The organism is Paenibacillus allorhizosphaerae (assembly GCF_042659105.1).
Taxonomy (GTDB): domain Bacteria; phylum Bacillota; class Bacilli; order Paenibacillales; family NBRC-103111; genus Paenibacillus_G; species Paenibacillus_G allorhizosphaerae.
In genome coordinates, this window is record NZ_JBHSRV010000001.1 from 1,422,796 (window position 1) to 1,436,869 (window position 14,074).

Sequence of the window (14,074 nt, forward strand, 5' to 3'; positions counted from 1 at the left end):
TTCCTTTTTGATTACATTTGCGAACGCAGTTTTTCCACGCTTTGCGCGGTTTGGCGCCAATCTTCTTCGGTAACATCCGTTTTGCCGTATTTCGCTTTTTCAAACTGCTGAAGGATCGTATCCAGCTCCGCTGTCATCCACTTGCTCTGCTTCGTCCACCTTCGGACCGCTTCGCGCAGCGTTTCATGCTCCTCGCGCACGTAGCCGTAGCGGCGGAATATGCGGAGCAGCCGTTCGCACTCGATAATGATTTTTTGCTTGAGCAGCTGCGCGCGCCTGCGGCGGGCCCATTCCGCGATCAAATCGATCAGCTGGAAGCGGCGTGCAAGGTACGCAAGCACGGCGAGCAGAACGAGAACTGCAGCGCCCCAACCGACATGTTTGCCCGTAATCAAACTGCCGTCCGTTTCCGCCGAGTCTGGCGGCGTGGCCGGAACCGTCGATGTATCAATGGCCACTTCCGTTTCCGGCACTGCGCGCGGAAGCACGAACCCGGAGGTCGGTTCGAAAGGAATCCACCCGTAACCGGCAAAATACAGCTCCACCCAGGAATGCGCATCCGAATTCCGTACGGTGTACAACCCGCCGATATCCGGGTCCAGCAGTCCCTCATCCATGGTCATCCCAAGCATTTCTTCTTCATAGGCACTCGTGCCGGAAGCATAACCTTTCACCCATCGGGCAGGAAGTCCGAGCGAACGAGCCATCACAACCATAGCGGAGGAGTAATAGTCGCAATACCCTTCCTTGATCTCGAACAGAAACCGGTCAACGAAGTCGCGGCTTCGGCCTTTGGATAAATCCGGCTTATTCGTATACGGGTACGCCGTTTGCAAGTACTGCTCCAGCTTTTTGGCTTTATCGTACGCGTTGGTCGCGTCCTTGGTAAGGTCGGCCGCCAGCTTCCGCACGCGCTCGGGCAAGCTGTCCGGCAGCTGTAAAAATTCGGCCATATCCGGCTTTGACGCCTCTAGCGGCAGCTTGCGCAGCGCCTCTTCGTCTATGACCGGCATTTGCGAAACGACGGTATACGTCTTTGGATAAGGCTGCCGCTCGCTGTAACGCAGCTCGGACTGCGGCGCATTCCATTGCAGCGGCTCGAAGCCGCTCTTCGCGCCGTTAATGTCCACCATTTTCTCCATGGCATAGGCGCCGAACAATACAGGATAGCGCTGGTCCGTAAGGAGCGTCACGGTCTGAACGACTTCTACCGTTTTGACTTTACCCGCCGCTTGACGGGGATCCGGCGTGACCGCAAAGTCCGGACGAACCGCACTCCATGCGCCTCGCCGCTCGCTGTCGCTTTCGTCCCAGCCCCGGCCCGTATACATCGAACGGGATTCGCCTCGCCAATATCCGCGGTGCGTCGTATCGATCGTCATCACCGGCGTATAGTCAAATTGAAAGCCGCCGCCGAGCATCGTATCGCTGCGGCTATAGCCTGAGGACGAATCATAGCCATCCACGCTTGCGGACACTTGAATGCCTTTACCCGTCGTGAAATTTACCGGCTCGCCGCGGAACTGTCTCCAAGCGGTGTACGGATCGGTCAGCAGCGGCCCGGTTTCCGGCATGAGGACGCCCGCAAACACGGTTAAGCTGATCAGGCTCACGACCGGAACCGCGATCGACGCGGGGTAATCGGCAAGCCGGTTCCAAGCTTCCGGATCTTTGCGGCGCAGGCGGCTAAAGTGGCTGAGAATAAGCAGAAACAATCCGCAGCCTACGACCGCAGCCACTTGAGGCCACAAATAAATGGACGAGAAAGAGTCGCGTATGCACAGTGCAAGCACGCTTACGATAAGCAGCAAATAAATGCGCCACTTGACCTCCACAAACCAGATGACGGTCAAATAAGCAACCCAGGCACCAAGCCCAAACCAGAGATAAGGGGTAAGCTCATACAAATTTAAAAATAATTGCGATGAAAAGAAGCTTTGCAGATCCATCGAATCGATCACTTTATAGCGTTCAAGCACCTGCACGTTGATGGTTACGATCGCTATGAGCTCCAGCGCACCGCGCACAAGCCAATGAAGCCTCGGGAAGTGCTCGAACACCGCGGTTACAACCAGGGCGAGCTGCACGATGACCACTGTTTCCGCCAGCCACATGCCGTCTTCCTTGCCGAACCAGATCGTAAACTGCAAAAGAAAAATTCCGCTCAACAACACCGATAACCGGTGCGTCCAACCGCCCCACAGCAGGAGTTTCCACCATGTCATTTTTTTGGTCATCCGTGCCGCCCTCCCAACCGGGCCGGAAGCTCCGACAACGTCTGGATCGAATAGCCGGTAATTCCTTTGGATTTCAGCTGCAAAATCCAGGCATCCTTGCCGGTGGAATCGTTGCCGATCCAAAGATGACACGGATTCATCTGCTGCTGCTTCAGCCAAGTCAATATTTGCAGCATAGGCTCGCCGGACAGCGGGCTGACGATAGCCATAAAGCTGCCGGGCACAAGCTGCTGCACTTTCTCCAGCAGTACTTGCCTAAGTCCCATCGGGCCGTCGGCCTCCACATCGATAAAGTGCTGCATGGCCGCATTATAAACGGATTGCCCCGAGCGAGGTTCAAAGTAAACGTCGTCACTCCCCCGTGAAACAAGGCCGAAAGAAAGATCGCGGCTAGAGCCGTATTGGAACAAGGACGCCGCGACCGAAACGGCCAGTTCGAACTGTTCCTCCCCGCCGTACGCTTTCACGGACCGGTCAAGCACGAGATAAGATTTGGGAAGCGATTCACGTTCGAATTCCTTGGACTTCCACGTCCCCGTCTTGGCTGTCGCGTTCCAGTGAATCCGCGAAATACGATCGCCGTAAATATATTCGCGAACGCCGTTAATTTGCGTCGTCTCCCGGGACGCCCGGGTCGTTGTCGAATGGTGATTCGTTCCCTTCAGCATATGATGGAATTGCTGCCATTCCCGGATCGGGACCATTTGCGGCAGCACGGAAATGCTCTGAGGCAGATCCAGCTCGCCGCTGTGCTCGAACAGGCCGAATATATCTTCGGTGACGCATTCCGTCCGGCCGAAGTAATAATGCCCGCGGCGCATGGACGGCGTCTTGTATTCCCAATGCGCCCGCCGGCGCCAATCGGGCACAAGCGTCGCCTCGAACGTCAGCTCCCGCCCGGTCTTGTGGAACATCCGATCCTTCACGAATATATACGGCATCGGCCAAAAGCCCGGGATTTGCAGCTGCAAGGAAATGGTGAGCGACGTGCCCGCTTCAATCGTCGATCCGAAATCGACATTTGACAACGTGCGGTTGCCCTGGGTTCTCCGAATGCCGCTCCACTGCCCGAGCAGCAAGTAAACGCTAAGAATCGATATAATGACAAACAGCATGAAAGCCAGCTTCCCGCCCTGGAACAATAAAAATCCCAGACTACACAAAAAGGTGATGAGCACAGCCCAAAATTTGCGGCTGTACCGCGGCCGTTCCGCCAGCTTGTGGGCATAGGAAGATTTAATCATCGTCATTTCTCCCAACGCACGGGCACTTTCACCTGCTGGAATACCGATTGAAGCACGGACTGCACCGTCGCTCCTTCCATCCTTGCTTCCGCCTGGAGCAAAATCCGGTGGCCCAGCACGTAAGGCGCCAAAAACTTAATATCGTCCGGAATTACAAATTCACGTTCATTCAGCAGCGCATACGCCTTGGCCGCTTGTACCAGCGCGAGGGTAGCCCGCGGGCTCGCGCCCAAAAAAATCGCGGGATGCTCACGTGTCAAGCGCGTGATGGCAATCAAATAAGCAGCAACCGCTTCTTCCAGATGTACTTGTTTGACGAACTGCTGAATCGAGAGAATTTGCTCGCTGTCTGCAACAGGCTCGAGCGCTTCCAGCGGATGAACGATACTTTGTGATACGATCATGCGCATCTCGGTCTGCTCGTCGGGATAGCCCAGACTGAATTTCATCATAAACCGGTCGAGCTGTGCTTCCGGTAAAATATAAGTTCCTTCGAAATCGATCGGGTTTTGCGTAGCGAGCAGCAGGAACAGCTTCGGCAGCTCATGCGTTTCCCCGTCTACGGTAATATGGCGTTCCTCCATCGCTTCGAGCAGAGCGGACTGCGTCTTCGTCGTTGCGCGGTTGATTTCGTCGGCAAGCAAAATATTGGTCATGATCGGACCCGGCCGGAACATGAAAACCTCATCCCGGGGATGATAAATGGATACGCCGGTGATATCGGTAGGAAGGAGGTCGGGATTGCATTGAATGCGGCGGAATTGGCCGCGAATCGATTTGGCAAGCGCTTTGATCAAAACCGTTTTGCCTGTGCCCGGCACGTCTTCCAGAAGCACGTGGCCTCCGGCCAGCATCGCCGTGAGCAGCAATTTAATTTCGTCGGTTTTGCCTAATATACAAGACTCCAAATTTTCTTGTATGCGTTTTAACGCTTGAACTTCTTCTCTGATCATTGTCTCCATCTTCCGGTCCTCCTTGAGTAGTGGGCTCGTAATATATACGTAACAAGAGGTCTAAAGTTCTAGTTATCTTGTTATTTGACAACAAACAGAAAGTAAGCAGCTTATTTACATTGTACAGGATTCCAAAATCGGCGTATACTTGTAAAAATGCTGAAATTGTTTGTATAATTACACATTTCAGAATATTTTTACTAAGCGGTTCGGGGCGTTTGAATCGATCGCCAAAAAAGCTCCGGAAATATACCGGAGCTTCGCCTGAAAAATGGGGATTATGATGTGTTTTATCCTTGCGGCTTGAACACCAGCGCAGCCAAGAAGGAGAAAATAATCGCCGCCGAAATCCCCGCGCTCGTCACCTCGAAAATGCCGGTGATAATCCCGATCGCGCCGTTCGTCTTGAGCTCCGCCAGCGCCCCGTGCACCAGCGAGTTGCCGAAGCTCGTAATGGGTACGGTGGCGCCGGCACCGGCGAACTCGATAAAGCGGTCGTACAAGCTCTTATTGCCGATCACGATGCCGTCGACGACAGCGCCGGCAACAACGAGCGTGCTCATTGTATGAGCCGGCGTCAGCCGAAATACATCCATTAGCAGCTGGCCTACGACGCATATGGCTCCGCCGATCACAAAAGCCCACACAAACTGCATCCAATTCATTTATTTTTCCTCGCTTTCTATCGCTACCGCGTGCGCGATGCACGGAATGCTTTCGCCCTGCTGAAAGGATAAAGGGGATAACAACGCCCCGGTCGCCACGACAAGCACGCGCTTCAGCTCGCCCTTGCTCATTCTTTTCAATATATGTCCATAAGTGACGGTTGCCGAGCAGCCGCAGCCGCTTCCTCCCGCCTGTACGTTTTGTTTTTCCAGATCGTAAATCATCAGTCCGCAATCGTAATAATTCGTTTGTTTGATCGGAATTTTATGTTTTTCCAGCAAACCGCAAGCAATGTCGTAGCCTACCGAAGCCAAGTCGCCGGTTACGATCAGATCATAGTAGCCGGGTTCGCGCCCGAAGTCGCGAAAGTGGGACTGCATTGTATCCACCGCCGCCGGAGCCATCGCCGCCCCCATGTTGAACGGGTCCTTGATCCCCATATCGATAACCCGCCCGATGGTCGCCCCCGTGACGACCGGCCCTTTGCCTTCTTTCGCCACGACGGCCGCCCCCGCTCCCGTTACGGTGTATTGCGCTGTAGGAGGCTTCTGCGAGCCGTATTCGGTCGGGTAGCGGAACTGCTTTTCCGCAGTGCTGTTATGGCTGCAAGTACCGGCCATCACCTGATGGCCGAACCCGGAATCGACCATCATCGATGCGATCGCAAGACCCTCCATCGACGTGGAGCAGGCACCGAATATGCCCAAATACGGGATTTGCATCGTACGGACGGCAAAGCTGTTGCTGATGATTTGGTTAAGCAAATCTCCGCCGACGTAAAATTGGATGTGGTCCTTCGTCAGGCCAGCGTTTTCGATGGCGAGTTTGGCCGCTTCCTCCAGCAGTCTTTTCTCCGCTTTTTCCCAGCTATCCTGTCCGACCATCGTATCGGCGTGCACGATATCGAACTGATCTCCCAAAGGCCCTGAGCCTTCGTCCGGTCCGACGACGGTTGCGGTTCCGATAATGACGGGACGGTTCGTAAACTCCCAGCTTTGATACCCTTTCAGCATTTATTTCCCCCCTATGCCAAGCGCCAGGTGAATTAATCCGATAATGAACGCGGCGACCGTACCGAATACGATGACGGAACCTGCGAGCTTGAACATATTGCCGCCAACGCCGAGAACGAGTCCTTCGCTTTTATGCTCCAACGCCGCTGAACAAACGGAGTTGGCAAAACCGGTAACCGGAACGGCCGAGCCGGCACCCGCCCATTGCGCAATTTTGTCGTATACGCCGAGGCAGGTCAGTACGACGGAAATAAAAATAAGCACGGCGACCGTGGGGTTCCCTGCCGTTTGCTGCGTGAAGCCAAATACGTTAATGAACATTTGCATCAAGCATTGGCCGATGAGACAAATAAACCCGCCAACCAAAAATGCGCGGATACAATTTTTGAATACGGGACGTGCCGGTTCCCGCTTTTTGGCGAATTCCTGATATTCCTGCTGTGTCCAAGTTAGTTTCTGCATCTTTGTCTTCGTTGACAACTGCGATTCCCCCTTCGTATGATCGATGAATTACCGTTTGAGCAGCGGCATCACGGATTCGATAACCCCGGCCATTTGCTCCGAGCAGCGACCGTACATGCGCTTAGCTAAAAATTTGTCCGTTGACAGGCTGTACAAAGCCAGATCCGCTTCGCATTTTTTGAGCGTAGCGAGCAGTGTCTCCTTTTGAGACGCCTGCGGGAGTTGGAGCATATCGTCGTATACATCTATCTGTAGCTGACCGTAGGAATCCACCTGCCCGATGAACACATTCTCCAAGGTTACGCCTATTTTCTCCAACTCCGTCAGCAACCATTCCCGACTCAATCCACGAGTGGCCAGCGGCTCGTCCATTATGCTTCCGTCCATGATGACCGTTTGCGTTTCCTGTTCCGGCCCGACTTTAATGCCCAGCTTTTTCGGTGTCAGCGGCTGATTTTCCGCTTTCAGCAAAACGCTCAATTCTCCCGTCGCTTCAAGAACGGCGAATTCGACATCGGCCATGTTAAACACGTTTTTCTTTCGCAGCTGCCCAAGCAATTCGTCCGTAGAATACCGTTCTTTCTTTAAGTTATCTTCCAGTACTTTGCCTTCTTTGATAAAAATCGTTCCTTTTCCCTCAACCAATTCGCGAATTCTTTTGCTTTTCAAGGTAATGAATTCGAACAGGAACGGAACGGAAAACCAGACCAATATGGCCGTTATTCCAAGCATAAAATGAGCTTCGATATCGGTAGAAATAAAACCAGCGATTTCCCCGAGCGTGATGCCCGCGACATATTCGAAAAACGTAAGCTGGGCAATTTGTTTTTTTCCTAATATGCGAGTCAATAAAAATAAAATGGCAACAGCGGCCAAGGATCGCACCGCAATGTGTGTCCACTCCGGCAAGCTACTCACTCCTTTGTATTGAGGCAAACCATGCAAAGTCACACGCACACAAGGCTGCTGCTGGACTGCTGGAACATACAAATTATTTGTCAAAATCGGAATTGTTATTTATAGGATATTTTTTACATTCATTACCCGAATACAGATTGTACATATTATCGGGGTGGAGGTGAGAATAATGACAGTGGCATCCCAGGTGAAAACAACGTTGGCTTCCTTGAAAAGCGCGCAAGCAAGTCTTGAAACGTTCGCGCTGAGCACGCAAAATCAGGAAGCAAAATCGGTTTTTGAAAACTGCGCAAAGCAAACGCAGCAAATCGTGGATCAAGTGAGCAGCCGCGTGCAGCAGCTCGAAAGCGAAGAGCCGCAATACAAAGGCTTCTAATCCGTTGCGGTACACAGCAAAACAGCCTTCCCCGATCAGGTGAAAGGCTGTTTTCTTTTTGCTTGTGCCTGGCTATACAAACGACACGACGATCAGAAGCAGTACAAACAAGACAAGAATTAGCAGAACCCGATTATTTAACGGCTCCATACAAGTTCCTCCATCCGGGAAGTCGGCTCGCTTGTGCATCATATGCCTCATATAAAAAATAAGTTTGTGCTGGAGCCCAAACTATAGGCGTTTTTTAAAATCAATGTTATAATATGTTCATTGTTCACGTTAACATAAACTTTTCTTGCGGAGAGAGGCGATTCATTTTCATGACTATTCAATCGAAAGAGCAGCTGCTTTCTTTTGTATCGGAAACGGTAAAAACGACGCCGGTGACCGACATTCATACGCATTTGTTCGCAGAATCGTTTGGCGATTTGCTGCTGTGGGGCGTCGATGAATTGCTCACTTATCATTACTTGATTGCCGAAACTTTTCGTTTTCGGCCGGACTTATCTTATGACGCTTTCTGGCAAATGTCCAAGCAGGAGCAAGCGGACCTTATCTGGCAAACGCTGTTTATTGAGCACACACCGTACAGCGAAGCATGCCGCGGGGTTGTGACGGTCCTGAACCGACTTGGATTCGATGTATCGAAGCGGGATTTGGAGGAATACCGCACCTACTTCCGCAACGTGAAAGCAAGCGATTACATCAATCGCATTCTCGAGCTTGCCAAAGTAAAAACCGTGGTCATGACGAACGATCCGTTCGACGCCTATGAACGGGGTGTATGGGAGAAAGGAGGAAGCACGGATTCCCGCTTCCTTGCTGCGCTTCGGATCGACCCGCTGCTTAATTTGTGGGATACTTCATGGACAAAGCTTGTCGAGCAAGGATACCAGGTGCAGCAGGATCTTTCGGGCGAAACGATGGCCGAAATACGCCGGTTTCTCAAGGATTGGATCGGCCGTATGAACCCGCTGTATATGGCCGTATCTTTGCCTAACGATTTTGCATATCCCGAGGATTCCGTTCGCGTCCGCATTATCGACGAGTGCATCATTCCTGTGGCCCGGGAAGCCGACATTCCGTTTGCGATGATGATCGGCGTGAAACGGAAAGTGAATCCTTCGCTTAAAGATGCGGGCGACAGCGTGGGCAAAAGCGATATCGGAACGGTGGAGCGGATCGTCAGCAAGTACCAGGATGTTAAATTCCTCGTAACGATGCTATCCCGCGAAAATCAGCATGAGCTCGCCGTGACAGCACGGAAAAACCGCAATCTGCTCGTATTCGGCTGCTGGTGGTTTTTGAACAACCCGAGCTTGATCGAAGAGATTACGCGAATGAGACTGGAGCTGCTTGGCGGCAGCGTCATTCCGCAGCATTCCGATTGCCGCATCCTCGATCAATTGCTGTACAAATGGGATCATTCCCGCGGCATTATCGCCAAAGTGTTATGCGACAAATACGGCGATTTATTCGATACCGGATGGCGTCTCACCGAAGAGGAAATTCGCCGGGATGTGGAAGATTTGCTTGGCGGCGTCTTCTGGAAATTCCTTGGAAAACCGGACCCTACTCTATAAAATGACGTCGGACACCGATCTCCGATGTAGGAAATCACTCGTGATAGCCTCCCTGTTCAATCGCAGGGAGGTTGTTAGTCATTGCCCTGGCAGCAATATATTTCGGCAAAGCCTGAACGCAGCGATTTCATTATATGCAGCGATGGGGCAATATGATAAAATCGCATTAAATGGGTAATATTCCGTTTTATTGATAGATACTGCTCACGGAGGGGATGCAGAAGTACGCCAGCTTGTTTTTCCGTAGGTCGCTTTACGAAACTTAGAGATGATCGATACCGATGCCTATTCGCTGCTGAATTCGCTGCCGATTGAAAAATCCATGCCGATTTCAAGAAAGGGGCTTTTTCGATGAAAGAGTTTCATAGAACTACGGTTTGCTTTTTCACCGCATTGTTTGTTGTAACCGCTCTCACCGCATGCGGGAACGCAGGAAATCCCGACGGCAATACGTCGGATCCTCCCGGCAATAAACAGGCGGACACCGCACCGCCCAAGCCCGTAACCGTTACGATGTTTAACCAAAGCAACGGGATCTCGGACGACCGGCTGCAGCAATTTATACTCGAGCCGCTCAAACAAAAGTTACCTCATGTCACCTTCGAAGTCGTGAAAGATGCAAAAGGCACGACGATGGATGAGCTGGTGGCTGCGGGCAATTTTACCGACATCAATTATGGCAGCAACCCCCAGTTCCCCCCCTATTTACTCAAAGAACTCCAATACGACATGAACGATTTGGTCAAAAAGCATAACCTCGATTTGAACCGGTTTGACCCGACCTTCATCAATGCAGTGAAAACGTTCGACGACAAAGGAAAGCTGTATGCGATTCCGTTCTCAACCAATTTGGGCGTGCTCATCTACAATAAAGATATATTCGACCGATTCGGCGTGGCGTATCCGAAAGACGGCATGACTTGGGACGAAACCGTTGAGCTGGGCCGCAAGCTGACGCGTACCCAGGATGGAATCAATTATATCGGCTTTGATCCGGGCGTGGCTACCGATATCGGTCAAGCGCTTTCCTTGCCATATGTGGACACCCAAACGATGAAGGCTTTGGTTAACAACGACCAGTGGAAAAAAATATTCGACATGTTAAAACGGGCGTACGCGGTTCCCGGATTTGTGAACGCGGGAAAATACGATTACGGCACCGGCGGCTTCATCAAAGATCGCAATGTTGCCATGAGACCGATTTGGGCATTGCAAATTATGAACGCCAAATCGGATTTGGCCAATGTCAACTGGGATGTCGTATCGCTGCCCAATTTTAAAGAAGATTTGGGTCAAGGACGGGAAGTCGACATCCATATGCTCGCCATTTCTAACGTAAGCAAAAACAAAGATGCCGCAATGGACGTCATTAAAGCGATCACTTCCGATGAAGTGCAGCGGTTGATGAGCGAATACGGCACGCCAACGGTAATGAAGAACGAAGAAATCAAAAAGGCTTACGGCTCCAAGCTGCCCGAATACAAAGGCAAAAACGTTCAAGCGTTCTTCAAAACCACGCCCCGCGTACCGCATGTCATTACGAGATATGATGCGACGGTTCGCACGGAAATCAACAACGGTAGAAAAGATATCGCTACCGGCAACAAAGACGTAAATACACTTATTCGCGAAATACAGGAAAAATCCGATCAAAAGCTTTCGGAAATGAAATAACCCTACCGCGGCAGCCAAGACAATCGGATTATCCGTTCGTAAGGCGTTTATGACCGAAAAAACCTCTCCTTTCGTTTCCGAAAAGAGAGGTTTTTTTATGTCGTTGCTTATGGCGTCTTCACAAGTGACTGGACGTCTACGGGCAAAACAGTCCCGGCTTTCACGGCAAGAAGACGTTCCACGACAACGATCGCCTGCGCGCGCGTTGTCGTGTCCTCCGGTGCGAGTCTCCCCCCGTCCAACCCTTGCATAATGCCCTTCTTTAAAGCTTCCTGCATCGCACTGGCTGTATCCACAGCAGATGCGCTAGGGACATTCGAGGAAGCGCGTACCGCTATCCGGGCCAGCTCGCCTCGGGTCGCAGCGTCTTCCCAAGCACCCTGCAAGTCGTCCTGTCGGAGAATCCCCGCATCCTGCAATGCTTTTTCATAAGGCACGTACCATGGCTGTCCCGCCTCTTGTACAGGGGTATTCAACTTCAGCGCCGAGGCGACTAGCTTCACAAGCTCGCTGCGGGCAATCGAGCTGTCCGGATGGAAGGTGCCGTCCGGATAGCCGTCTACCATCCCTTGTTGTACTGCCGCGTCAATGGATGATTGCGCCCAATGACCGGCCAAGTCGCTAAACATCGGATTGAACCCGACAATCACTTGGGGAATCGAACGGCTCTTGTACTCGCCGTCTCCTAATTGACCTCCCCCGTTGGAGCCCCATGTCCATACGGCCTCGTTCTTATCGATCGCCGCGGAATGGTAAGTACCCGCCGCAACATATTGAATGCCTGTCGCCGCTTTCACCTGCACCGCCGTACTCCGGTTCTCCGTAGTACCATCGCCCAATTGTCCGAACAAGTTGTTGCCCCAGGACCATACCGTTCCGTCCGATTTGACGACAATTGCATGGTATGCACCGGCAGCGATCGATTTCACTCCGTACAAACCGCTTACCGGCGCCGGTTCTTTTCGGCTGGACGTTGTCCCGTCCCCCAATTGACCGAACGCGTTGTAGCCCCAAGCCCACACCGATCCGTCCGCTTTCAAGGCAAGAGAGAAATTGCGGCCGGCAGCGATCGCCGTCACTTCTTCCAGTTTGGGAACGGCGACAGGACTGCGGCGCGGCATCGTCGTGCCATCGCCCAGCTGACCTGAACTGTTATCGCCCCAGGACCATACGTGTCCGTCCGGCGTCAGCGCGAGAACATGATAACCGCCCGCCGCCACAGCTTGAATTAACGGAAGGCCCTCCACCTTCGCAGGTGAGGTGCGATCTTCGGCCAATCCATCGCCTTGTTGGCCGAAAGAATTGTCGCCTGTCGTCCACACTGAACCGTCCTTTTTCAGAAATACGCTGAAATTAGTACCAGAACCGATAGAAACGACGTCCGTCAAAGCCGGTACGGCAGCAGGAATATTTTTATTCTCTGTCGTTCCATCGCCAAACTGGCCCGAAATATTGCTGCCCCATGCCCGTACGGTTCCGTCCTTCTGGAGCGCCGCTGCTTGCGCGAGTTTTGCGGAAAGCAGCACGGAATCCGGAAGCGAGCTTACCGGTTGCGGCGTATTTTTGAAGACGCTCGATCCGATCCCGAGCTGTCCGAAGGTGTTTTCTCCCCACGTCCACACTTGGCCGTCCTTGATTACCGCAGTAAAGCCGTCACCGGCGGCAATCGGAAACGGAGTGATCGAGTTGGAGTAGGATAACGTGCTTTCAGGTATATCGGTCTTATTCACAATCAGCGAAAACCTCGGAAGCATGACGGGTGTAGTACGGTTCGTTGTCGAACCGTCACCGAGCTGCCCCATTACATTGCTCCCCCACGTCCATACCGAACCGTCCGCCTTCATTGCCATCGCATGGAATGCACCACTTCCGATAAGGGTCGTATGTTCGAATCCGGCGATTTTGCTGAAAATCAATTTATTATCGGTATTGCCGATGCCGAGCTGACCGAATTGATTGCCGCCCCAAGTGTACAAATCGCCGTCTTTGGACATCGCCATCGCGTGCGTGTTACCGGCTGCAATGGCCGTGATCCCCCTTAAGCCTGTGACCACTTTGGGATTCGCAGCGACGTTAATGTAGTGGTAACCGTACGAGTTTCCCAACTGCCCTGTCGTATCCGACCCCCAAGCAAATACCGAGCCGTCTTCTTTGAGCGCAAGCGAAAAGTTGTTTCCCGCGGCTACCGCTTTGACGTCCTGGATGAACTCGACGAATACACGGTACGTTCTTTTGCCTCCGACCGTACCGTACCCCAGTTGCCCACCGTTGTTATCGCCCCAGCCGACAACGGTTTTCTCTTTCGTTACGGCTAGCACGTGGTTGACGCCTGATGCGATGCTTGTAATTTCGGGTAATCCAACAACCTCTTTCGGCGTATCGTGATCTTCCGTTGTCACATCGCCGAGTTGGCCGTAATCATTGTCTCCCCAAGCAAACACGACGCCGTCTTCGCGAAGAGCGACGGAATGGTTTGCTCCCGCGGCGATGGCCATAATGGAGTTCAGGCCTTCGACATGGACCGGGGTACCGCTATCTTTTCTGGTGCCGTCTCCCAACTGTCCGGAGTTGTTGCCTCCCCACGCCCAGACGGAACCGTCTTTCTTGAGAGCGAGCGTATGGTTGTTTCCCGATGCGATCGCCTTCACGTCGGTTAAATCGCTCAACCGGCTCGGCGTATACCGGTTGACGAGCTTCCCGGCCCCCAGCTTTCCGCGCTGATTATCGCCCCAGGTCCACACGGTTCCGTCCGTTTTCAGAGCGACGGTGTGTCCGAGACCGCCGGTAATTTGCGCGATTCCGGCTTCTCCCGCCTGGGAGGACGCGTCCGCCCAGGCCGGTCTCGCGGCTGCGAAGGAGCCGAAAATAACGAGCAAAGCCAATCCGATCTTCAGTAATAGCGCCAGATTGAATTTGGTGTGTATGGTTGCATTCATAGTTCCGCTTCT

The 14,074-nt window shown here is 52.6% G+C and carries 11 protein-coding genes; 3 read left to right on the forward strand and 8 right to left on the reverse strand.

What is annotated here, in order from left to right; translation table 11 throughout:
- Window positions 1-11 precede the first annotated feature (11 nt).
- From ACFQI7_RS06325 to ACFQI7_RS06355, 7 genes are all read right to left on the reverse strand, one after another.
- Complete coding sequence (locus ACFQI7_RS06325) at window positions 12-2,237, reverse strand: transglutaminase TgpA family protein (RefSeq protein ID WP_218098431.1); 2,226 nt, start codon at window positions 2,235-2,237, stop codon at window positions 12-14.
- Entirely contained in the window at window positions 2,234-3,481 is a 1,248-nt protein-coding gene (locus tag ACFQI7_RS06330) for a DUF58 domain-containing protein (protein WP_218098432.1), read from the reverse strand. Before ACFQI7_RS06330 ends, ACFQI7_RS06325 begins: the two co-directional genes overlap by 4 nt.
- Before the next feature lie 2 nt (window positions 3,482-3,483).
- The gene (locus ACFQI7_RS06335; protein WP_218098433.1) at window positions 3,484-4,443 is read right to left on the reverse strand and encodes an AAA family ATPase; all 960 of its coding nucleotides are present in this window, start codon (window positions 4,441-4,443) and stop codon (window positions 3,484-3,486) included.
- A gap of 281 nt (window positions 4,444-4,724) precedes the next feature.
- Window positions 4,725-5,090, reverse strand: a complete 366-nt coding sequence (spoVAE, locus tag ACFQI7_RS06340) for a stage V sporulation protein AE (protein WP_218098697.1) — start codon at window positions 5,088-5,090, stop codon at window positions 4,725-4,727.
- Window positions 5,091-5,099: 9 nt separating this feature from the next.
- Window positions 5,100-6,113 (reverse strand): stage V sporulation protein AD, encoded by a 1,014-nt coding sequence (spoVAD, locus tag ACFQI7_RS06345; protein WP_218098434.1) that lies wholly within the window; start codon window positions 6,111-6,113, stop codon window positions 5,100-5,102.
- Window positions 6,114-6,575, reverse strand: coding sequence for a stage V sporulation protein AC (gene spoVAC, locus ACFQI7_RS06350; protein ID WP_218098698.1), 462 nt, complete (start codon window positions 6,573-6,575; stop codon window positions 6,114-6,116).
- Between the two features lie 48 nt (window positions 6,576-6,623).
- Window positions 6,624-7,484 carry a DUF421 domain-containing protein gene (locus ACFQI7_RS06355; RefSeq protein ID WP_218098435.1) on the reverse strand — a complete coding sequence of 287 codons (861 nt, stop codon included), beginning with the start codon at window positions 7,482-7,484 and terminating at the stop codon, window positions 6,624-6,626.
- A 178-nt stretch (window positions 7,485-7,662) separates the two neighbouring features.
- Between ACFQI7_RS06355 and ACFQI7_RS06360 the strand changes: the two genes are divergently transcribed.
- The 3 genes from ACFQI7_RS06360 (at window position 7,663) to ACFQI7_RS06370 (ending at window position 11,126) form a co-directional block, all read left to right on the forward strand.
- Window positions 7,663-7,869 (forward strand): DUF1657 domain-containing protein, encoded by a 207-nt coding sequence (locus ACFQI7_RS06360; RefSeq protein WP_218098436.1) that lies wholly within the window; start codon window positions 7,663-7,665, stop codon window positions 7,867-7,869.
- A 320-nt stretch (window positions 7,870-8,189) separates the two neighbouring features.
- The gene (locus tag ACFQI7_RS06365; RefSeq protein ID WP_218098437.1) at window positions 8,190-9,452 is read left to right on the forward strand and encodes a glucuronate isomerase; all 1,263 of its coding nucleotides are present in this window, start codon (window positions 8,190-8,192) and stop codon (window positions 9,450-9,452) included.
- Between the two features lie 351 nt (window positions 9,453-9,803).
- Window positions 9,804-11,126, forward strand: coding sequence for an ABC transporter substrate-binding protein (locus ACFQI7_RS06370; RefSeq protein WP_218098438.1), 1,323 nt, complete (start codon window positions 9,804-9,806; stop codon window positions 11,124-11,126).
- Window positions 11,127-11,233: 107 nt separating this feature from the next.
- On the opposite strand, the gene ACFQI7_RS06375 is transcribed toward ACFQI7_RS06370, so the two are convergent.
- Window positions 11,234-14,062, reverse strand: a complete 2,829-nt coding sequence (locus ACFQI7_RS06375) for an RCC1 domain-containing protein (RefSeq protein ID WP_218098439.1) — start codon at window positions 14,060-14,062, stop codon at window positions 11,234-11,236.
- Window positions 14,063-14,074: the final 12 nt, after the last annotated feature.

Bases quoted from the DNA above. Each gene is read 5' to 3' on its own strand.
- ACFQI7_RS06325 (WP_218098431.1), bottom strand. From the start codon at position 2,237: ATGACCAAAAAAATGACATGGTGGAAACTCCTGCTGTGGGGCGGTTGG.
- ACFQI7_RS06330 (WP_218098432.1), bottom strand. From the start codon at position 3,481: ATGATTAAATCTTCCTATGCCCACAAGCTGGCGGAACGGCCGCGGTAC.
- ACFQI7_RS06335 (WP_218098433.1), bottom strand. From the start codon at position 4,443: ATGGAGACAATGATCAGAGAAGAAGTTCAAGCGTTAAAACGCATACAA.
- spoVAE (WP_218098697.1), bottom strand. From the start codon at position 5,090: ATGCAGTTTGTGTGGGCTTTTGTGATCGGCGGAGCCATATGCGTCGTA.
- spoVAD (WP_218098434.1), bottom strand. From the start codon at position 6,113: ATGCTGAAAGGGTATCAAAGCTGGGAGTTTACGAACCGTCCCGTCATT.
- spoVAC (WP_218098698.1), bottom strand. From the start codon at position 6,575: ATGCAGAAACTAACTTGGACACAGCAGGAATATCAGGAATTCGCCAAA.
- ACFQI7_RS06360 (WP_218098436.1), top strand. From the start codon at position 7,663: ATGACAGTGGCATCCCAGGTGAAAACAACGTTGGCTTCCTTGAAAAGC.
- ACFQI7_RS06365 (WP_218098437.1), top strand. From the start codon at position 8,190: ATGACTATTCAATCGAAAGAGCAGCTGCTTTCTTTTGTATCGGAAACG.
- ACFQI7_RS06370 (WP_218098438.1), top strand. From the start codon at position 9,804: ATGAAAGAGTTTCATAGAACTACGGTTTGCTTTTTCACCGCATTGTTT.
- ACFQI7_RS06375 (WP_218098439.1), bottom strand. From the start codon at position 14,062: ATGAATGCAACCATACACACCAAATTCAATCTGGCGCTATTACTGAAG.